General features: G+C 59.4%; 14 protein-coding genes. 8 read left to right on the top strand and 6 right to left on the bottom strand.

Annotated features, from left to right (window positions below; translation table 11 throughout):
• Positions 1-50 precede the first annotated feature (50 nt).
• Positions 51-884: a hypothetical protein gene (locus Q7T36_RS11130; protein WP_304848109.1), complete on the bottom strand. Its 834-nt coding sequence runs from the start codon at positions 882-884 to the stop codon at positions 51-53.
• A gap of 176 nt (positions 885-1,060) precedes the next feature.
• On the opposite strand from Q7T36_RS11130, the gene Q7T36_RS11125 reads away from it, so the two are divergent.
• Positions 1,061-1,825, top strand: a complete 765-nt coding sequence (locus Q7T36_RS11125; RefSeq protein WP_304848106.1) for an FKBP-type peptidyl-prolyl cis-trans isomerase — start codon at positions 1,061-1,063, stop codon at positions 1,823-1,825.
• Between the two features lie 73 nt (positions 1,826-1,898).
• On the opposite strand, the gene Q7T36_RS11120 is transcribed toward Q7T36_RS11125, so the two are convergent.
• The 3 genes from Q7T36_RS11120 to Q7T36_RS11110 all read right to left on the bottom strand — a co-directional run bounded on the left by Q7T36_RS11120 (position 1,899) and on the right by Q7T36_RS11110 (position 5,417).
• A complete protein-coding gene (locus Q7T36_RS11120; protein WP_304848103.1) occupies positions 1,899-2,444 on the bottom strand; it encodes a disulfide bond formation protein B in 546 nt (181 codons plus the stop codon).
• A 108-nt stretch (positions 2,445-2,552) separates the two neighbouring features.
• On the bottom strand, positions 2,553-4,115 hold the full coding sequence (gshA, locus tag Q7T36_RS11115) for a glutamate--cysteine ligase (RefSeq protein ID WP_304848101.1): 1,563 nt from the start codon (positions 4,113-4,115) through the stop codon (positions 2,553-2,555).
• 291 nt (positions 4,116-4,406) lie between these two features.
• A complete protein-coding gene (locus Q7T36_RS11110; RefSeq protein WP_304848098.1) occupies positions 4,407-5,417 on the bottom strand; it encodes an AraC family transcriptional regulator in 1,011 nt (336 codons plus the stop codon).
• Between the two features lie 207 nt (positions 5,418-5,624).
• Between Q7T36_RS11110 and icmF the strand changes: the two genes are divergently transcribed.
• The 4 genes from icmF to Q7T36_RS11090 all read left to right on the top strand — a co-directional run bounded on the left by icmF (position 5,625) and on the right by Q7T36_RS11090 (position 12,541).
• The gene (icmF, locus tag Q7T36_RS11105; RefSeq protein ID WP_304848095.1) at positions 5,625-8,933 is read left to right on the top strand and encodes a fused isobutyryl-CoA mutase/GTPase IcmF; all 3,309 of its coding nucleotides are present in this window, start codon (positions 5,625-5,627) and stop codon (positions 8,931-8,933) included.
• Positions 8,934-9,051: 118 nt separating this feature from the next.
• A complete protein-coding gene (locus Q7T36_RS11100; protein WP_304848092.1) occupies positions 9,052-10,218 on the top strand; it encodes a M48 family metallopeptidase in 1,167 nt (388 codons plus the stop codon).
• 128 nt (positions 10,219-10,346) lie between these two features.
• Positions 10,347-11,504, top strand: coding sequence for a hypothetical protein (locus Q7T36_RS11095; RefSeq protein WP_304848089.1), 1,158 nt, complete (start codon positions 10,347-10,349; stop codon positions 11,502-11,504).
• 269 nt (positions 11,505-11,773) lie between these two features.
• A complete protein-coding gene (locus Q7T36_RS11090) occupies positions 11,774-12,541 on the top strand; it encodes a Crp/Fnr family transcriptional regulator (RefSeq protein ID WP_304848086.1) in 768 nt (255 codons plus the stop codon).
• Between the two features lie 144 nt (positions 12,542-12,685).
• On the opposite strand, the gene Q7T36_RS11085 is transcribed toward Q7T36_RS11090, so the two are convergent.
• The gene (locus tag Q7T36_RS11085) at positions 12,686-13,012 is read right to left on the bottom strand and encodes a cytochrome c (protein ID WP_304848083.1); all 327 of its coding nucleotides are present in this window, start codon (positions 13,010-13,012) and stop codon (positions 12,686-12,688) included.
• 216 nt (positions 13,013-13,228) lie between these two features.
• Between Q7T36_RS11085 and Q7T36_RS11080 the strand changes: the two genes are divergently transcribed.
• On the top strand, positions 13,229-14,182 hold the full coding sequence (locus tag Q7T36_RS11080; RefSeq protein WP_304848080.1) for a ketoacyl-ACP synthase III: 954 nt from the start codon (positions 13,229-13,231) through the stop codon (positions 14,180-14,182).
• A gap of 3 nt (positions 14,183-14,185) precedes the next feature.
• Here the strand turns inward: Q7T36_RS11080 and Q7T36_RS11075 are convergent, their stop codons facing one another.
• Positions 14,186-16,189, bottom strand: a complete 2,004-nt coding sequence (locus Q7T36_RS11075) for a bifunctional diguanylate cyclase/phosphodiesterase (protein ID WP_304848077.1) — start codon at positions 16,187-16,189, stop codon at positions 14,186-14,188.
• A 429-nt stretch (positions 16,190-16,618) separates the two neighbouring features.
• Here Q7T36_RS11075 and Q7T36_RS11070 point away from each other — a divergent pair, with 429 nt between their 5' ends.
• Together Q7T36_RS11070 and Q7T36_RS11065 are read left to right on the top strand one after the other, a co-directional pair.
• The gene (locus tag Q7T36_RS11070; protein ID WP_304848074.1) at positions 16,619-17,893 is read left to right on the top strand and encodes an O-acetylhomoserine aminocarboxypropyltransferase/cysteine synthase family protein; all 1,275 of its coding nucleotides are present in this window, start codon (positions 16,619-16,621) and stop codon (positions 17,891-17,893) included.
• 454 nt (positions 17,894-18,347) lie between these two features.
• Entirely contained in the window at positions 18,348-20,018 is a 1,671-nt protein-coding gene (locus tag Q7T36_RS11065; protein WP_304848072.1) for a DUF3239 domain-containing protein, read from the top strand.
• Positions 20,019-20,056 lie beyond the last annotated feature (38 nt).

Here is a 20,056-nt window from a genome sequence, read left to right as displayed (position 1 = left end):
AAAGAGATTGGGTGCTGCAGGCCCTCCCCGAAGGGGAGGGCCTGACCGGATTACTCCGGAGCCTTGTCGGCGGCCGGAGCTTCCGGAGCCGGGGCGGCCGCAGGCGCGGGGGCTTCGGCAGCAACAGCCGGAGCAGCCTTGGGAGCGGCTGGCTTGCGCGGTGCACGCGGAGCCTTGGGAACGGCCGGCGCGGCGGGCTTGGCGGCCGGGGCGCGGCGGGCCGGAGCCTTCTTCACGGCCTCTTCCACCTTGGCTACGGCGTCACCGGCGGCCTTGGAGACTTCGCCCGCCATCTTGGAGACTTCGTCCGCCACTTGACCGGCTTCCTTCTTCACCTCGGCCACCACACGCGCGGTGCCTTTTTTGACATCATCAGCAACCTTGGAAGCTTCCTTTTTCACTTCGGCGGTGATCTTGGTCGCTTCCTTCTTGACGTCGGCCGAAATTTTTCCGGCTTCCTTGCGGACATCACCGGCGACTTTCACGGCTTCGTTCTTGACGTCTTCAGCCACATCGCTGACGTCTTTCTTCATGACGTCGGCAATGGCGGAGGCGGCTTCCTTACCCTTGGTCAGGGCGTTTTGCAGGAAGGACTTGACCTCGCTCTGCTGGTACATGGCCTTGACTTTCTCGTAGTCTTTCTTGGCGGCTTCGAGGGCGGCTTCAGCGTGGGCTTGGGCATCCTTCAGGATTTGCACGGCTTTGGTGTCGCCGGTCTTCACTTTTTTGGAGACCTTGGCCAGAATTTCCTGATAGTGCGACTCCGCCTTCTTCACCAGCTTGCGGTAGGATTCCACCAGCTTGTCCGTCTCTTTCTGAGCCTGGTCAGCCAGCTTCACCAGCTTGTCGTTCAAGGGCTTTTCGGCTTTCTTCTTGCCAGCCATGTTGATTCTCCACATTCGGGTTAAGGATAGCTTTAAATTAAACCAATCAGCAGGGAAAAGCGAGAATCTGGTAGGACAATCGGTTTTAACCGAAGCCTAACACGCTGCATGTAGCTTATTTGCGGGCGCGCAAGTATGCTCGTGGCGTCTGCGATAACAACAACGCTGGAGTGATTATGAAACGTCTTTTTCTGGTTGCCGCGCTAATGGCGACCGGCGCCGTCCAGGCGGCCGAAACTGCGGCCGTCCCCTCGATGGCTTCCGCCCCCGCTTCGGCGGTGGTTGATGACAGCAAGGTTTATTACAGCATGGGCTTCATGACCGGCAAGAATATCCAGGGAGCCATTCCTGGCATGGATATCGAGAAATTTTCGACCGGCCTTAAGGATGCTTTCGGCGGCAAGCAGCCGATGCTGACCGAAGAGGAAATGCGTCAGGTGCTGACCGCCTACAAGAACCGCCGCATGGAAGAGGAGCAACAGGCCTTCCAGCGTCAGTCCCAGGATAACAAGGCCCAGGGTGAAGCGTATCTGGCCGGGAACGCCAAGAAGCCCGGCGTGAAAACCACGGCTTCCGGTTTGCAGTATGAAGTTCTGCGTGAAGGCACGGGTATCAGCCCCAAGGCGTCTGATACCGTTGAAGTGCATTACGAAGGCAAGCTGATGGACGGCACCGTCTTCGACAGCTCCATTGCCCGTAACCAGACCGCCTCTTTCCGTCTGGACCAGGTGATTCCCGGCTGGACCGAAGGCGTGCAGTTGATGAAGGAAGGCGCGAAGTACCGCTTTGTAATTCCCTCGGACAAGGCTTACGGTGAAATGGGCGCGGGTTCCATTCCTCCGAATGCGGTGCTGACCTTTGAAGTGGAACTGATCAAGGTGACGCGCGATGCGGCCGGCAAGGGCGGCGACAAGGCTGCGCCCAAGAAGAAGCTCAAGTAACACCGGCTTCGGCCAAACCAAAAAGGGCAGTCATCAGACTGCCCTTTTTCATTGTGGCGGTTGGCGGTCCGGATCAGGATTTACGCCACAGTTGCCAGCCGCAGACCAGCACGATGCCGCTGAACATCACCAGGGTCCATTCCGGCAGGCTGAGGCCCAGCCAAACCCAGTCCACCTTGGCGCATTCTCCGGAGCCGTGCAGTACTTTCTGGATGACTTCCTGCAAGGGGAAAGTCTGCATCCAGTAATCCAGTCCGGGACCACAGGCAGGCACGTCGTCTGGCGGCAGATGCTGCATCCAGGAATGGCGGCCTGCCACACCCAAGCCAATCAGCGCGGAAATCATGGTCAGCCCGGCATAGATGCGGCGGCCGACGATGGCCGGGTTGTGCAGGGCGGCAACCAGCGCGGTAAAGCCTACACCCATCAACGCCACGCGCTGGAAAATGCACAGCGGGCAGGGTTCAAAGTTCTGGTAATGCTGCAGGTAGAGGGCGAAGGCCATGCCGACCAGCATCAGCGCAAACAGGCCGAGATTAGTGAGGCGGGGGGAAGGCAGTTTCGTGCCTGTCCACCGTTCGGGTAGTGATTTCCTGTTGGCGGAATACGGATTAGACATAGGAGTCACAGTGCTCGCGTTCGGGTGGAGAACCCCCCGTCGAAGACATCACGGGGGTGCATACAGCCAACTTAGGCAATCCCGGCCCCAGTCTCAAGACCCTTTTGGTTAAACGGCGTTATAGGCCGCCAGGAAGTCATCAAAGCCGAGGGTGTCGGCAGCTTCCAGGTCTGATTGCGCCTGCAGCGACTCCGCCGTTTGCTGCCGGAACAGGGCCTCGCGTTCCGGGCTCAGGGTTTGCCGCTGGAAATAGTCGCGGTGCTGCTCAGCGACGGCCTTGCCGAAAGCGAAGAAGCTGTTCTCATGTCGGCCGATCTCCGCCAGCACCTGCGCCGCATAGGTCTGTTCGGGATGATGCAGCTTGTCGAGCTGGGCCTGGATGGCAGCGCTGTAACGGTCGGTGGCATGGGCGGCGTCCAGCACCGCTGCGACACGCGCCATTTCATTAAGCAGGCGTTCCGCGACGACGTGGAATTCCACCTTTTCTTCATCGACGCGGATCGGCAGGAAGGGCTTGCGGCCGAATTCGACCATGGTTTCCTGTCGCTCACCGAGATGCGCGTATTCCGCCGGGGTGAAGGGGGAGTCCGTGGTCAGCAGCGAATGCAGGGCGAACACTTCCAGGAAGTGCGCGGTCGGGCTGTCGATGCCGGTCGGGGTGAAGGGATTGAGGTCGACGCAGCGCAGTTCGACGTATTCGACCCCGCGCTCCTTCAAGGCCTGCGAGGGCTTCTCGGCGCGGCGGATGGTGCGTTTCGGGCGGATCAGGCCGTAGTACTCGTTTTCAATCTGCAGGACATTGGCATTCATCTGCCGGTATTCACCGTCCACCTTGACGCCCAGCTCCTCGAACGGCTGGTAGGGGGTGTGGATGGCATGTTGCAAGTCGCGAATGTAATGGTCCAACCGGTTGTAGGAGACATGCAGGTCGCGCTGTACCGTGTTCTGGTAACCGAGGCGGCTCATGCGCAGCGAGGTGGCGTAGGGCTGGTAAAGCGTGCCCGGCGACAGCGTTTGCAGATTGTGCTTGCGGCCGACCAGGAAACAGGCGCAGACGGCCGGGCTGGCGCCCAGAAGATACAGCAGCAGGAAGCTGTGGCGCTGGAAGTTGCGCACCAGCGCGAAATATTTGTCGTTGATGAAGTCCTGGCGGGGGCGGGTGTCGCCAAGCGCGGTCTGCCAGGCATCCCAGAACGTATCGGGGAAGGACAGGTTGTAGTGGATGCCGGCGATGGTCTGCATCTTGCGGCCGTAGCGGATGCCGAGGCCATGGCGGTAAAGGGTCTTCAGGCGGCCGATGTTGGAGGTGCCGTATTGGGCCAGCGGGATCTGTTCGTCGTCGAGGCCGATCATGCAGGGCATGGAATTCAGCCACAGCCGTTCTTCGTCCAGGTGCTTGTAGACATAGGTGTGCAAGTCATCGAGGAAGCCGAGGGTTTCATCGATGCTTTCCGTGGCGGGAGTGATCAGTTCCAGCAGCGCTTCCGAGTAATCGGTGGTGATGTGCGGGTGGGTCAGCGCCGAGCCCAAGGCCTGCGGGTGCGGGGTCTGGGCGATCATGCCGTCCGGGGACATGCGCAGGGTTTCCTTTTCCAGGCCCCGCAACATGCCCTTGAGGACGTGGGGTTGGGGGCTCAGCCAGGTGAGTTGCTGCGTCAGGTGTGATTGCATGGGGGCGGGTTCTCGGGGTTCAGACAGACAAGATAGGGGCTTTTTGGGAAATTTCCAGTGTCAGTGTGGTGACAGGGGGCATCCGCCTGCCGCGGGCCTCTTGCGGCGGGGCGAAGCAGTGCTTCGCTGAGCCCGCCTCATGTCTTGGCGAAAGGATGCAAAACCGTGTCCTTCGCCAAAACTCGCCTACGGTCGGTTCGCTGTTGATGGTCCCCGAGACCGAGTCTTCGTTGGCTGGTATGTGGCTCAGACAGTTGGCAGCGGACGGCGGGAAGCAGGTGGTGGTCGGGGTCAAGGTGTGGTTTTGGCGGCGGTGGCGATGTACTGGCCCGGCGTCAGTCCCGTCCACAACTTGAAGGCGCGGATGAAGGCGCTGGCTTCGGCAAAGCCCAGTTGCTGGGCGATTTCCTGCAGGGACAGTTCGCCCTGCGCCAGCCATTGCACGGCCTGTTCGCGGCGGATGTCGTCCTTGATGTCCTGATAATGGCTGTCCTCACGCAACAGCTTGCGGCGCAGGGTGCGGCCGGTCATCCAGAAATGCTGCGCCACGGCTTCGAGATCGGGAAAGCCGGTGGCCATGTCTTCGGCAATCAGTTCCCGCACCCGTTGCGTGTAGCTGCCGTGGAATACCGGCTTCACCAGGAATGCGCCGGGCAGTGTCGGCAGCAGCGCCTTCAATTCCGCCGGACTGCGCTTCACCGGACGTTGCAGCCAACCGGCGTCAAACACCAGGGCATTGCGGGTTTGGCTGAACAGCAGCGGGCAGGGGAACAGCGTCGGATATTCACGCACATGCGCGGGTGTTTCGTGGATGAAGTGCGCGCCTTGCAGGTGGATGCGTTCGCGAACCAGCCAGCCAGCGAGGCGGCTCCACATCACCAGCATGAATTCCAGCAGGAAATGGTCGGCGTCGCGTGACGGGTCTTGCAGGCGCATCCACAGGAACGCTTGTCCGTTTTCGACGGTAACGCCCAGCGCCAGTGAGTCGTTGGCGATGCGGTAGAAGCGGCTGCATTTGTCCAATGCCTCGCCCAGGGTGGCGGCATGGATCACCAGTTCACTCATCAACGCAAACGCGCCGACCGGGCAGGGGCGAGTGGTGAGGCCGAGGAATTCGTCGTCCATCGTACGCCACACGGCTTTCACCAGTTCGGCGTATTGCAGCGGCGGGAGGCGCGCCGGTAAGTCGGCCTCCAGTCCGGCCTGCGCCAGCAGCGGAACGGGGTCCAGTCCCCGGCGGATGGCTCCTTGCAGGGCGACGCCTACATAGTGGGCAGCGATGGTATGGTGCTGGATCAGCATGGATTCGTCCGTTTCAGCCGGTCAAAACGGCGGTTTTTCAGGATTAAATGGGCAATATCGCACTTATCAAGCGCTAGGTTGTCCGTTTTTGTCAGTGAATTCAACCTTTTCATCATTGAGGTGAGTGGCGGGTTCGGGGAAACTGGCTAGGCTTGCTGTATCAGCCGCAGGCCCCTTCAATTCCGTTGCAAGCCAGAGACGCATCCCATGACGAACGCCCCCGCCAAGAACGCTGTCTACACCCCTACGCACAAGGTCCGTTTCGTGACCGCCGCCAGTCTGTTCGACGGCCACGACGCCGCCATCAACATCATGCGCCGCATGATCCAGGCGACCGGTTGCGAGGTGGTGCACCTGGGACACAACCGTTCGGTGGATGAAATCGTCACCTGCGCCTTGCAGGAAGACGCGCACGGCATCGCGCTCAGTTCCTATCAGGGCGGTCACAATGAATTCTTCAAGTACATGATCGACCTGCTGAAGGAGCGCGGCATCGGTCATGTGCAGGTCTTCGGCGGCGGCGGCGGCGTGATCGTGCCCAGCGAAATCAAGGATCTGATGGACTACGGCGTCAACCGCATCTTCTCGCCGGAAGACGGCGCAACGCTCGGCCTGCAAGGCATGATCAACCTCTGCGTGCAGAACAGCGATGTTGATCTGGCACATGCGTATCCCGCCGATGCCTCCGGCCTGTTCGCCGCTGACGTCTTCACCCGCCACCGCACCCTGGCGCGGCTGATCACGGCGCTGGAAGCAGGCACGCTGCCGTGGCGCGACCAGTTGGTGGAACAGGCCTCGCACAAGGCCATTCCCGTGCTGGGCATCACTGGCACCGGCGGCGCGGGCAAGTCCAGCCTCACCGACGAACTGCTGCGCCGCTTCCGTCTCGATTACGACGATGCGCTGAAGATCGCGGTCATCTCCATCGACCCGTCGCGGCGCAAGTCGGGCGGCGCGCTGCTGGGCGACCGCATCCGCATGAACGCCATCCACCACCCGCACATTTACATGCGTTCGCTGGCGACGCGCGATGCGGGCAGCGAGATCAGCAAGGCGCTGCCGGACGTGATTGCCGCCTGCAAGGTGGCAGGATTTGACCTGATCATCGTTGAAACCTCCGGCATCGGCCAAGGTGATGCGGCGATCGTGCCGTTTGTCGATACCTCGCTGTATGTGATGACGCCGGAATTCGGCGCGGCCTCGCAGCTGGAAAAGATCGACATGCTCGACTTCGCCGATGTCGTCGCCATCAATAAATTCGACCGCAAGGGCGCAAAGGACGCGCTGCGTGATGTCTCGAAGCAGGTGCAGCGCAACCGCGAGGCCTTCATGCAGTCCCCGGACACCATGCCGGTGTTCGGCACCATCGCCGCCCGCTTCAATGACGACGGCGTCACCGCGCTGTACCACCACCTGAAGTCGGTACTGACCGGCAAGAACCTGGTCACCGCCGGCAGCGGCAACCTGCCCGGTGTGGCGGTGCGCGCTTCCAGCCAGCAGGGCAGCATCGTGCCGCCGTCGCGGGTGCGTTATCTGGCCGAAATCGCCGACACCGTGCGCGGTTATCACCGCTATGTGGATACGCAGGCGGGGTATGCGCGCCAGCGCCAGCAGTTGTCGGCGGTTATCGGCATGCTGAATGGAACAACTCCCTCTCCCCTTGTGGGAGAGGGCCGGGGAGAGGGGTGCGATGCCGGTGCGGAGAATGGTCGTCTGCAAACCCTGCTGCAAAAGGCCGACCACCACCTCACCGCCGAATCCCGCCAACTGCTCGACCGCTGGCCGGAGCTGGTCAAGACCTACGCCGGTGACGAACTGGTGGTGAAGATCCGCGACAAGGAACTGCGCACCAAGCTGACCTACACCAGCCTCTGCGGCACCCGTATTCCCAAGGTGTCGTTGCCGCGCTTCAGCGACCACGGCGACCTGCTGGCCTGGCAACTGCGCGAGAACCTGCCCGGCGAATTCCCGTTCACGGCGGGCGTGTTCCCGTTCAAGCGCGAAGGCGAAGACCCCACCCGCATGTTCGCGGGGGAAGGCGACGCCTTCCGCACCAACGCCCGTTTCAAGAAGGTGTCCGAGGGCATGCCCGCCAAGCGCCTGTCCACCGCCTTCGACTCGGTGACACTGTACGGCAACGATCCGGCCGAGCGCCCGGACATCTACGGCAAGATCGGCAATTCCGGCGTCTCCATCGCCACGCTGGACGACATGAAGGTGCTGTACGGCGGCTTCGACCTGACCGCGCCCACCACCTCGGTATCGATGACGATCAACGGCCCGGCCCCGACCATCCTCGCCTTCTTCGTCAACACCGCCATCGACCAGAACGTCGACAAGTTCGTCACCCAGCACGGCCGCCAGCCGGATGCCGAGGAATCCGCGCGCATCCGCAAGTGGACGCTGGAAAACATGCGTGGCACGGTGCAGGCCGACATCCTCAAGGAAGACCAGGGCCAGAACACCTGCATCTTCTCCACCGAATTCAGCCTGAAGGTGATGGGCGATATCCAGCAGTTCTTCACCGACAACAAGGTGCGGAATTTCTACTCGGTGTCGATCTCCGGCTACCACATCGCCGAAGCGGGCGCGAACCCAATCTCGCAACTGGCGTTCACGCTGGCCAACGGCTTCACCTTTGTCGAAGGCTATCTGGCGCGCGGCATGTCCATCGACGATTTCGCCCCCAACCTGTCGTTCTTCTTCAGCAACGGCATGGACCCGGAATACACGGTGATGGGCCGCGTTGCCCGCCGCATCTGGGCGGTGGCGATGCGCGAGAAGTACGGCGCCAACGAGCGTAGCCAGAAGCTGAAGTACCACATCCAGACCTCCGGCCGTTCGCTGCACGCGCAGGAAATCGACTTCAACGACATCCGCACCACGCTGCAGGCGCTGATCGCGATCTATGACAACTGCAACAGCCTGCACACCAACGCCTATGACGAGGCGATCACCACCCCGACCGAGGAAAGCGTGCGCCGGGCGATGGCGATCCAGCTGATCATCAACCGCGAATGGGGGCTGGCGAAGAACGAGAACCCGAACCAGGGCAGTTTCATCCTGGATGAACTGACTGATCTGGTGGAAGAGGCGGTGCTGAAGGAATTCGAGGCGATCAGCGAGCGCGGCGGCGTGCTGGGCGCGATGGAAACTGGCTACCAGCGCGGCAAGATCCAGGAAGAGTCGATGGTGTATGAGCACCTGAAGCACAGCGGGGAATTGCCGATCATCGGGGTTAACACTTTCCGCAATCCGAAGGGCGATTCGACGCCGCAGACGCTGGAACTGGCGCGCTCGACGGATGAGGAAAAGCAGTCGCAGCTGCACCGGCTGGCGGAGTTCCAGCGCCGCCATGCCGAGGAAGCGCCGCGGGCGCTGGCGCGGTTGCAGCAGGTGGCGATCGAGGGGGGGAATATCTTTGAGGAGCTAGTGGAGACGGTGCGAGTCTGTTCGCTGGGGCAGGTGACCGAGGCGCTGTTTGCGGTGGGGGGGCAGTATCGGCGGAATATGTAAGCAGGTTTGCCGCGGCGGCGGGGCCATCCTGCCGCCCGATTGCCGGATAGAGTCGCAAGCGCTTATGCTTGCCCCGGGCGCACTGATCGCCCGGACCGGCCAAAAGGATTTCCCTCCCATGCCTTTTTTCCTCTATGAAGCCACCGACCACGGCGGCAAGCCCACCACCGATTTTCAGGATGCGGCAACCGCAAGGGCGGCTTACGATGCCCTGATGCATGCCGGTCTAAGAGATATCCGGATTCTGGACAGTCAAACCGGCGCGGCCATTGATGACGCCTATCTTCGCGGGCTGTCCGAGCAAGAGCGGAGGGAATATGCGGAATACCTGATGCGGTTCAGGCAGGCGGGCGATCCCCGTTCCGAGTGGCGACGATCCTTATTGATGGGCATTCGTGAAAGCATCATTGAGGGACGCTCGACCCACATCGTGTTGGCCTTGGTGCTGCTGTTCTGTCTGTGGCAGGGCATTTGGCTGGGCGTGGCCGGAGTTGTACTGTTCTATGGCGTGATTGTGGTGCAGACGGTCAGGGCTTTGCGCTGGTTCGACCTGTACCAGGAAATGCAAATGGCACAGGTCGCCGGACAATGGCAAAAAGCACTGTCGCTGATTACCCGGCTCCGAACTAACAAGTTAATGCTGCAACAGACGGATGTCGGGCTGGACTTCGAGGAGGCTGCGATCCGGGCACGACAGGGCGGGGATATAGAGCGCATAATCGCCGGCCTTGCAGGCTGGCGGGAGCGCTTGGCCGACGATCCTGGAGCCTTTGAGTCCAGGTCGTTGGGTATCTATATTGCGGGCGGTCACTTCGACCGCTATCTCAAGGCAGCCCGGCAGGGCCTGGATGCGTTGCCGGAAGACCCCTCCCGTCGGATTGACCTGGCCTTGGCAGAGGCTCGATTCGGGAGTGCAGCCGAAGCGCGCTCGGTGCTGAATACTCTTGAAATGTCGCTGATTAACGAAGGTCTGTTGCCCTTCAGACAGTGGATTGAGGGGCTGATTGCCGTGCGAAGCGGTGATAACGCCAAGGCACTGTCGGAGCTGTGGAAGGCCATGTCCACGATGCGCGGTGAAGCTTCTACTCAGCCACCGCCCTCGGTGCCGCTGGCGCTGGTGACAGGTGCGTATTGCCTGGCCCTGGCTCGGTCGGGGCGGAAGGATGAGGCTGTCCGGATGATGGCGGAAGTACGGCCCCTGCTGCGGCTTCATGGTTATCAAGGCTTTGCGGGCATGATGCAGTCATTGCAGATGGAAGTTGAAGTGCCCGATACGGTTTCTTGAGACTCCGGGGAGCACTGGGGTACCACGCCGGCCCTGACCTGCCGCGGGATTGCCGGACTGCGCTGCAGGCGTTTATGCTTTCCCCGGGCGGTGCCGACCGCCCGGACAGGCCAACAAGGAAAGCCCCCATGCCCTACTTTCTCTATGAAGCCACCGATAGCGGCGGCAAGACCTCCACCGGTTTTCAGGACGCGGCAACCGTCCAGGCGGCCCACGTTGCCCTGATGCATGCCGGACATCGCGACATCCGCATTCTTGACAGTCAGACCAGCGCTGACCTTCAAGACGCCCATTGGCGTGCAATGCCCGAGGAAGAGCGCCGGGAACATGCGAAAACCCTGATGCGGTACCGACGCGCGGACGACTTCCGTTCTGAATTGCGGCAGTCGATGCGGGCCCAGGTTTGGGACGCCATGGCTCAAAACCGGGGGGTTCATGTCGTCTTCGGCGCGGTCTTGCTGTATTGCCTGTGGCAGGGCGTATGGCTGGGAGTGGCTGGGGTTCTGATCCTCTATGGGGTGCCTGCACTGAGGATATGGCAGCTGCATCGTTGGTGGGACCTCAAGCATGAACTTGAGACGGCGCGGGTGCTGGCGGAATGGGACAAGGCGTTGTCGCTGATTGCCCGGCTGCGAGCCAACAAGGATATGTGCGAGGAGCCGGATGCCGACCTGGATTTCCAGGAGGCCGCCATCCGGGCGCGACAGGGCGGGGATGTGGACCGGATCATTGCCGGCCTTTCCCCCTGGCGGGAGCGGTTGGCCGACAAAGCTGGAGCCTTTGAGGCCAGGGTGCTGCAGATTTACCTCGCGGGTGGGCGCTTTGATCGCTATCTCGAAGCCGCCCGGCAGAGTCTGGACGCGGTGCCTGAAGATCCCACGCGACGGATTGATCTGGCCCTGGCGGAGGCCCGTTATGGTCGTGTAGCCGAAGCGCGTGCGGTGCTGGACACTGTTGATGTGCGGTTGCTGAGCGAAGGCATGCTTACCTGCAGCCAATGGATCGAGGGGGTGATTGCGTTGAGAAGCGGTGACAACGCCAGGGCGCTGGTAGAGTTGGACAAAGCCATGGCAACAGTGCGTGCTAAGGTTTCTCAGTCGGCGCGGGCCCGGGTGCTGCTGGCGGAGATGACCGGAGCGTACAGCCTGGCGCTGGTCAGGTCGGGGCGGAAGGAAGAGGCCGCCCGGACCCTGGCGGAAGCGTGGCCACTGCTGCAGTTGCATGCTTCTCTGGGCTTCGATGGCATGATGACCCTGTTGCGGCAGGAAGTCGGGGCGCCAGCCTGAGCGAGCATGCTTTTTCAGCAATCGCCAGCGAGGGTCTGTTGCGCGTCAAGATCGGTGTGCTCAAGGTCAACCGCAAGCCGGCGCGTGAAGCCCCCGGCATCGGCAATGGCATTGCGGCGATCGTGCGGTTTGTGGCGGGTGCGTTATCTGGCCGAGGTGCTGGGACATTACGGCAGCGATGCCAAACAATTAGAACACTTAAAGTATGTCGGCAGATATTTTTGGGAAAATAGAGTAGTCTCCCATGGTCCAATAATAATAGCGCCGAAATGTCCGCCAATCCTGAGCCCCAGCCACAGCAAAATCATCTTCTGGCCGCCTTGTCGCCAGATGTCCAGAGCCGTTTGTTCCCGCATCTTGAACTGGTGCCCTTGCCATTACGCGCGCTCTTGTATGAGTCGAAGCGCCCCATGCGGCACGTTTACTTTCCCACCGACTCCATAGTCTCGCTGCAATATGTGATGGAGAACGGCGCCTCGACAGCAATCTCCGTGGTCGGTAACGAAGGGCTGCTGGGCATCACCTTGTTCTTGGGTGGAGAGAGCACGCCCAGCCGGTCACTGGTGCAGAGCGCCGGTTACGCCTATCGTCTTCCCCGGCTGCGGGTCAAAGAAGAATTCAATCGCCACGGAGAGCTGTTGCTGCTGATGTTGCGCTACACGCAATCCCTGATCACGCAAGTCTCCCAAACCGCCGTCTGCAACCGGCACCATTCCATTGACCAGCAGCTTTGCCGCTGGCTGCTGCTGTCCCTGGACCGCCTGTCTCACAACCACTTGACCATGACGCAGGAATTCATCAGCAACATGCTTGGCGTTCGCCGCGAAGGCGTGACCCAGGCAGCATTCAAGTTGCAGCAACTGGGTGCAATTTCCTATTCGCGCGGCTTGATCAATGTGCTCGACCGGCCGAAACTTGAATCGCTGAGTTGCGAGTGTTACGCCGTGGTCAAGAAGGAAACTGATTTGCTGCTTCATTACATGCCGCAGCGACAAGTGATCAAGGATGCCGACACTATTCCCACGGCGACGCTTTGAAGATGGCGAATCGTGAGAGGGCGTTGCAAACAGGGCGTGGGAAACGATCTCCTGCCGTCATCGTTCAGTCGCGGCTGGCTGCTCCCGCATCGCGCAACAGCAGGGCCTGTCTGTGTCGGTGACTTTCGCGTAACGTGTATCTTCTTACTTCTCCCCAAACCCCCGAATCACCTTGATGATCGCCGCCTTCTGTTCACTGTTCAGCGAATCCTGATATGACGGCATGATCCTCGGCCCGTCATTGATTTCCTCCAGAATGTTGGAGTCAGTCATCTTCTTCTGCCAGTCCGGGCTGCTGAAGTTGCGGGCGAAGTACAGGTACCCGCGCCAGTTGTCCGCTTGGCCGGTTTCAGCATGGCACTTGGCGCAGTGTTCCTTGTACAGTGCCGGTCCGTCGACGGCGGCCTGAACGGAAGCACTGAGGAACAGGGCGGCCAACAGGCCCAGGGCCGGAATGCGTATCGTCGTCATGAGCGTCTCGTAGCTGCGGTGGAATAGAGGGGCCAGCCTGACAGCGTCAGGCCGGGAATACAATGGCAAAGCCAATCCCATCCAAGCAGCTTTTGGTGTAATGTCCGACACTTCCGCAGGACGCCCCACCGGGTCGTCCTGCCCGCACCGCCGATGAGCGGCCTGCGCCGGAGATCCCGGCAGGCCATGCCATCAGCCCGTTCAGGAAACCCTCCCATGAACCTGACTGCATCATCCCTGGGTATTGCCGCTGTTGCCGGCTATATCCCGGAAAGTTTTCTCGACAATCTGGAACGGGCGCCGGCGCTCGACGCCAGTGAAGACCTGCTGCGCGACAAGATCGGCGTGCTCAAGGTCACCCGCAAACCGGCGGATGAAGAAACCTCCGGCATGGCGGTCAAGGCCATCCGCAAGCTGGTGGATCAGGGCGCGGTTAGGCTTGAAGACGTGGACTGCCTGGTGGTGGTCACCCAGAACCCGGACGGCTACGGACTGCCGCATACCTCGGCCCGCGTGCACGGGGCCTTGGGCTTGTCCACCCGCTGCGCCGTGTTCGATATCTCGCTGGGCTGTTCCGGCTATGTCTACGGGCTGTCCATCATTACCGCCCTGATGCAGGCGCAAGGGCTGCGCTGCGGCCTGCTGGTCACCGCCGACCCTTATTCCAAGATCATTGATCCGCATGACCGAAATACCAGCCTGCTGTTCGGCGATGCCGCGGCGGCAACCCTGATCACCGACCAACCGGTCTGGCGCATCGGGCGTTTTGACCTGGGCAGCGACGGCAGTTTTGCTGATGACCTGATGGTGCGGCCGCACAGTCAGCATTTCCACATGAACGGCCGCGCCGTGCTCAACTTTTCGTCACGCAAGGTGCCGGAAAGCATCCTCAATGCCTTGGCCGTCAACGGCGTGGCGCTGGCGGAAGTGGACCGTTTCCTGCTGCATCAGGGCAGTCGTCATGTGGTGCACCAGATTGGCAAGAAATTGGGGGTGCCCGATGAGAAGGTGCCGTTTTGGGCAGGAGAATACGGCAACACCGTGTCCTCCTCGATTCCGCTGCTGCTGACGCACGACAGCCTGCGCGATGACCGCTGCCTGGTGCTGTCGGGTTTTGGGGTGGGAATATCCTGGGGGTCGACAGTGTTGTGGCGGGTGCGGGCGGGCTGAGGTTCAGGTTCGCGCGAACGGCGCGGTTTCCAGCAAGTGCCGGGCCGCCGGTTCGGCAACCGGCCGCGAGAAGAAATACCCCTGCCCGAAATCGCAGTCCAGTCCGATCAGCCGTTCCACATGGTCGGCGGTTTCCGGCCCTTCGGCCACCACCTTCATGCCCAGATTCCGCGCCAGCATCATGATGGTGCGGATGATCTGCATGCACTCCTCGCTTTCATGCATCTGCGATACAAACGAGCGGTCAATCTTCAGCACATTGGCGGGAATGCGGTGCAGGTAGTTCAGAGACGAATAGCCGGTGCCGAAGTCATCAATGCTCAATTGGACGCCCAGCGCCCGTAATTCCGTCAGCAACTGCAGGGCGCGGTTGGCGTCGGACATGGCCATGGTCTCGGTGATTTCCAGGCGCACGCAGGCGGGGTTGACGCCGGTGCTGGCCAGAATCTCACCCACCTGTTCCGCCAGATTAGCCAGTGAGAACAGCCGGGTGGAGAGGTTGATGCTGATGGTCAGCGGCTGCTCATGCGGGAAGTCGCGGTGCCAGGCGGTCAGGGTGCGGCAGGCCTCGCGCATCACCCACAGGTCCAACGGGATGATCAGCCCGGTGTCCTCGGCAATGGGAATGAAGTCGTTGGGGAAAACCAGCCCCTTGTCATAGCGGTTCCAGCGCACCAGCGCCTCAAACCCGCTGATGCGGCCGCTGCGCAGGTCGACCACCGGCTGGTAATGCACCACGAAGCGGTTTTCCAGCAGCGATTTGCGCATGTCGCTTTCCACGCTCATGCGCTGGAAGGCGCTGGCGTGCATGGCCTGGTCGAACAGGTCCCAGCGCGCGCCGCCCAGACGCTTGGCGCGGTGCATGGCCAGGTCGGCGTCGCGCAGCAGTTCGTCGGCGGCCTGATGTTCGGCGGCCAGGGCGATGCCGATGCTGGCGGAGCAATAGACATCCTGGCTGCCGATGGCGAAGGTGTTTTGCAGCAGGCCGAGAATATGCTCGGCCACCCGCACCGCCTCGGTGGCGCCGCCGATGTTTTCCAGCAGGATGGCGAATTCGTCGCTGCCCAGTCGGGCGAGGGTCTGTTCCCCCCAGGCCGTGTCTTGCGGCGCATTTTCACCGGCGGAGAGCAGCGCCTGTTGCAGGCGTTGCGCCAATTGGCGGATCAGGCTGTCCCCGGCCAGGTGCCCCAGGCTGTCATTGACGATCTTGAAGCGGTCGGCGTCGATAAACAGCACGGCAAGATTGTCGTCGCCGTCACGCAGGGAGCGCAGCAGCGCCCGGTTCAGGCGGTCCAGGAACAGGGCGCGGTTGGGCAGCAGCGTCAGGCTGTCGTGGAAAGCATCGTGGATGGCGCGATCACGAGCCATCTGCCGCTCCGCCACCCGTCCCAGTTGCATGCCCACGAAGGACAGCAGGGAGATCAGCCCGGCCTCGGGCTCGCCGGGTTCGGTATTGAAGAATTCCAGGACGGCGGCAACTTCTTCGCCCGCCGGCACCGGCAAGGCAAAACCCGAGCGCAGGCCGGAATCGGCAGCCTGACGCTGCGCCAGCAAGGGTTCGTTGTCATGGATGCGGGCAATCCACAACGGATGACGGCTGGTGTAGACCTTGCCGGGCAGCCCTTGGCCGGGGGCGTACCGTTGCGATTCGGTGGCCTGGCAAAAAGCGGTGGGTGCGGCGAAGCCGGCGCTATGCCAGAGGGTGCTGGAGGACAGGTGGGGGGACGAAGCGGGGCCGGACCGCAGCCAAGCATGCCCCAGCGGCCAGTCCAGATAGGTGCAGACCTGTTCCAGTGCGAACTGGATGGCTTCGCGCAGCGATTCAGCCTGGTTGGCGGCGGCGGCCACGGATTCCATGAACAGCAGTTCTCGCTTGCAGACGGTCAATTCCCGGTGCGAGCGGTTGGCGGAGGCTTCGGCCTCAATGCGCGCCAGGCGTTCCCGGTCAATGGTTTTCTGCAGGTGCTGCAACTGGTTGTCGAATTCGGGGGGATGAAAGCCGGTCATGACAGCATGCCCGCCACGCCGGTGATGATGCGATTTCCTTTCGCGGACGTGTCGGAGCCGGGGCGAAAGCCCTCGGCCCGCAAGTCGTTTGCCGGAAGTAAAACCGCTCTCGTCACGTCGGTACCCCTTGGTCTGTCAGGCGCGTGCTTTTCAGGCAGCCGGCCGGTTATTGTTTTTTTCCGGGCAAACAAAACGCGCCCCTGCCGCTCCGTCCCATGAGGGTGGAGGCCAGTAGCGTGTTTTCATCCGGAATACTCATCCCTGTATAGCAAAGGCGGGCGCACTCTGCAAATCGTGAGTGAGGAAATCCCGTGATTTCCCACGATGAGGGGCATGACGATAGAAGCAAGGGGTATTTGTCAGCCGCCGGGGACTGTGGCAAGGTTGGTCGTCCCTTTTTGGTGCAAAACAACAGGAAGAAATTTCGCCATGAAAATAGAAACTCTGGCCGTTCATGCCGGCTATTCCCCCGATCCGACCACCAAGGCGGTGGCGGTACCGATTTACCAGACCGTGGCCTATGCCTTCGACAGCGCCCAGCACGGCGCCGATCTCTTTGACCTGAAGGTGCCGGGCAACATCTACACCCGCATCATGAACCCCACCCAGGATGTGCTGGAAAAGCGCATCGCGGCGCTGGAAGGCGGTATTGCGGCGCTGGCCGTGGCATCCGGCATGGCGGCGATCACCTACGCCATCCAGACCATTGCCGAGGCCGGGGACAACATCGTCTCCACCAGCCAGCTCTATGGCGGCACCTACAACCTGTTTGCACATACCTTTCCGCAAATGGGCCTGGAAGTGCGTTTTGCCGACGGCCGTGACCCCGATAGCTTTGCCGCGCTGATTGATGACCGCACCAAGGCTATCTACTGCGAGTCCATCGGCAACCCGCTGGGCAATGTGGCGGATATCCGTCGGCTGGCCTTTGTGGCGCATGCCCACGGCATTCCGCTGATTGTGGACAACACCGTGCCTTCCCCCTATCTGTGCCGTCCCTTCGAGCATGGCGCCGACATCGTGGTGCACTCGCTGACCAAGTATCTGGGCGGCCACGGCAATTCCGTGGGTGGGGCCATTGTCGACAGCGGCAATTTCCCCTGGGCCGATCACAAGCAGCGTTTCCGCCGCTTGAACGAACCGGATGTCAGCTATCACGGCGTGGTTTACACCGAGGCCCTTGGGGCGGCGGCCTATATCGGCCGGGCGCGTGTGGTGCCCTTGCGCAACATGGGCGCGGCCATCAGCCCCATGAATGTGTTCCTGCTGTTGCAGGGCATTGAGACGCTGGCGTTGCGCATGGACCGCATTTGCGAGAACACGCTGGCCATTGCCCGGTATCTGGATGAGCATCCGAAGGTGTCGTGGGTGAACTATGCCGGTTTGCCGGATCATCCGGATCATGCGTTGGTGGAGCAGTATATGGGCGGGCGGGCGTCCGGCATTATTTCCTTCGGGTTGAAGGAAGGTGGGCGTGAGGGCGGGGCGCGGTTCCTGGATGCGCTGCAGTTGTTTACGCGGTTGGTGAACATTGGCGATGCGAAGTCGCTGGCCACGCATCCGGCGTCGACCACGCATCGTCAGTTGGATGCGGCGGAGTTGGCGAAGGCGGGTGTGCGGGAGGATATGGTGCGGTTGTCGGTGGGCATTGAGCACATTGACGATCTGATTGATGATTTGAAGCAGGCGCTGGATGCGGCGTGAAGGGGAAAGGCGTCTTTCCTAAGGCGCGCCGTTGCCCGTTTAAGGTGTTTATGCTCTCCTAACACCGTAGGGGGGGGCCAGCAGGGGCTTGGGGGGGGTAACGGCGGTGCTCTGATCAGGCGCTTGATAGCGGAGTTTCTGTTCGGCCACGCTCCGCAACTCCCCGGCCCCCCCCTGTTCCACAGGAGGGTGTGAAGGGTGAGGTTAATGTTGCGCTGTCACTGAATTTCGATCTGCCAACAATTTTCCAGAGCGACTTGAAGAAACTCTTCGAAACAGGTATTGAGTACGTTGGGTGGAAACTTCGTGTTCATGGTGCGGCTTTCACTTTGGTCGGAAAAATCCGCCATGTGGTGTTGCTTTCAATTTTTTTCAAGGCTTAACAGTCTCTAAGGGCTTTTAATGCCGTGTATGGGGTAAGGGTATGGCTAATAAGCGAAAGTCGTGGACTCTGATGGATGATTCGTACGCTAGTCTTCCTGGTAAGCTAGGTTTAAACCCATTACAGTGGCTAAGTTATTTTCCTAGACAGCCGATTATCTTGTTTTTTGGTCTGGCTTTTTCCTGTTTTCTTATGAAATTTCATTGGCTCTTCTTAATTCCGTCTGTGCTGTTTGCTCGTTGGAATTTTTATTATTGGCAGCGCATTAAAGAGCATTTTGCTTATGGATGTATCAACGCGTCTGTGATTGTTTCTGAAAATCCTGTAATGTTTGCTGTAGCAACTAATTTAAGTAAAAGTTCAGGCTATAATTATCCTGTCGTAAAAATAGTTGAATCGCATCTGAGAACGGTATGTGGAAAGAAAGTGAAAGTTGGCACAAGGTTCCCATCAGTGGCTCTATATGGTCGGGGGAGTCAGGATGATCTTCCTCATTGGATTGATTTTAAGCCATTACCTGTTGATTATGCGACATCATCAAAAAGGTCTATTATGGGGGCCATGAATCGACTTTCCGAAAGTGATTGGAGTGAGTTGGATGAGTGGTTAAAGCAGGTGCCTATGCCTTTAGTGCCAGGACTTTACCATGTTGACGTACAGCAAAAAAATTCTAGTGAAGTCAATGATAGTCAGCCTTCTACAACCAGTAATTTTGGGATAAACGATTTTTCTGCTAATGTACTAGCGGCCATTAGAGATTGCAGTTCGATACCATTTGCATTTATGTATCAGTCTCAATTTGAGAAAATAAACCTGGATTTTTCTTTGCGTAGCTTGGAGCTAATTGATAGCTTTTTGCGAGGTATTCGCAATCAGTTTAATCCAAAATACGAAGATATTGTCAACAGTGGTGAGGGGCGACTTTTTTTGCATGTTGTAACAATTTACTCAATGGCTACTATAGCTAAGGCTGGTGGATACACCGTTAAATGGTTTAATTATGATGATTTTAAAGAAATGGTGCCTTCTGATAATCCGCCACAGTATTGTTTTGAATCTACATTTATTTGCGTAATAAATGGTGCAATCAGAATGTCTCTGGGTGTTGCTACTGATGTTATATTTGAGACTCCTATGGGCATTGGTTTCGTTAATTATGCTGATAATATTCTAAAGGAGTCACCTGATTATTCTCAGTTTTATACTGAGTTAGAAAAAATTTCGTTGTTGGATAGTCAGGTATTGGAGTTGGCAGATTATTTGTTGTTAGAGCACCAGTCGCTAGTTGATTTGTCAGAGCGCATGGGGCTTTTGATAGCCCAAACTGTAGCGCATGCACCTTCTGATAATTTTGGCGTTACTTTACTTGCTCCATCAGTCGAAGAAGGGCAGCTTAGAATAAGCTTTATCAAGTTTATGGGCAGTAATGCTTCAGAAATGCAGGGCCACTTACGCCATAATCCGCATCATAAAGAGTGGTTGGTTGGCGTGTACGATGGTTATGTCTATCCGTATAGCGGTAAAATCGATGCTCTGATTTTTGAGGCAAGGAGCTATATTGAAGGAAATATAATAAATATTTATTTGCCTTATAGCTATGATGGCGAGAATAAATTTTTCAGGCCTATGTTAATTGGTTGTTGGTCTAAAATGGAAGTAGAAATCATCACTAAGTCAATATTGAAACAAATTAAAAATATACCAATAGCAGCTGAAGCATGGCAAAAATACTGTCAAATGTAATCCAAGCGAATGTGCAGGTGTTCTCCCCTCTCCCAATA

It is taken from the genome of Fluviicoccus sp., assembly GCF_030646115.1.
Classification (GTDB): domain Bacteria; phylum Pseudomonadota; class Gammaproteobacteria; order Pseudomonadales; family Moraxellaceae; genus Fluviicoccus.
The sequence above is the reverse complement of the archived record's forward strand: the minus strand, read 5'-3'. Positions and strand labels throughout refer to the sequence as shown.

What these genes read in the sequence shown, in the direction of transcription:
- icmF (WP_304848095.1), top strand. Translation starts at nt 5,625, where the DNA reads ATGACGAACGCCCCCGCCAAGAACGCTGTCTACACCCCTACGCACAAG.
- Q7T36_RS11110 (WP_304848098.1), bottom strand. Translation starts at nt 5,417, where the DNA reads ATGCTGATCCAGCACCATACCATCGCTGCCCACTATGTAGGCGTCGCC.
- Q7T36_RS11125 (WP_304848106.1), top strand. Translation starts at nt 1,061, where the DNA reads ATGAAACGTCTTTTTCTGGTTGCCGCGCTAATGGCGACCGGCGCCGTC.
- Q7T36_RS11085 (WP_304848083.1), bottom strand. Translation starts at nt 13,012, where the DNA reads ATGACGACGATACGCATTCCGGCCCTGGGCCTGTTGGCCGCCCTGTTC.
- Q7T36_RS11075 (WP_304848077.1), bottom strand. Translation starts at nt 16,189, where the DNA reads ATGACCGGCTTTCATCCCCCCGAATTCGACAACCAGTTGCAGCACCTG.
- Q7T36_RS11100 (WP_304848092.1), top strand. Translation starts at nt 9,052, where the DNA reads ATGCCTTTTTTCCTCTATGAAGCCACCGACCACGGCGGCAAGCCCACC.
- gshA (WP_304848101.1), bottom strand. Translation starts at nt 4,115, where the DNA reads ATGCAATCACACCTGACGCAGCAACTCACCTGGCTGAGCCCCCAACCC.
- Q7T36_RS11070 (WP_304848074.1), top strand. Translation starts at nt 16,619, where the DNA reads ATGAAAATAGAAACTCTGGCCGTTCATGCCGGCTATTCCCCCGATCCG.
- Q7T36_RS11095 (WP_304848089.1), top strand. Translation starts at nt 10,347, where the DNA reads ATGCCCTACTTTCTCTATGAAGCCACCGATAGCGGCGGCAAGACCTCC.
- Q7T36_RS11120 (WP_304848103.1), bottom strand. Translation starts at nt 2,444, where the DNA reads ATGTCTAATCCGTATTCCGCCAACAGGAAATCACTACCCGAACGGTGG.
- Q7T36_RS11130 (WP_304848109.1), bottom strand. Translation starts at nt 884, where the DNA reads ATGGCTGGCAAGAAGAAAGCCGAAAAGCCCTTGAACGACAAGCTGGTG.
- Q7T36_RS11080 (WP_304848080.1), top strand. Translation starts at nt 13,229, where the DNA reads ATGAACCTGACTGCATCATCCCTGGGTATTGCCGCTGTTGCCGGCTAT.
- Q7T36_RS11065 (WP_304848072.1), top strand. Translation starts at nt 18,348, where the DNA reads ATGGATGATTCGTACGCTAGTCTTCCTGGTAAGCTAGGTTTAAACCCA.
- Q7T36_RS11090 (WP_304848086.1), top strand. Translation starts at nt 11,774, where the DNA reads ATGTCCGCCAATCCTGAGCCCCAGCCACAGCAAAATCATCTTCTGGCC.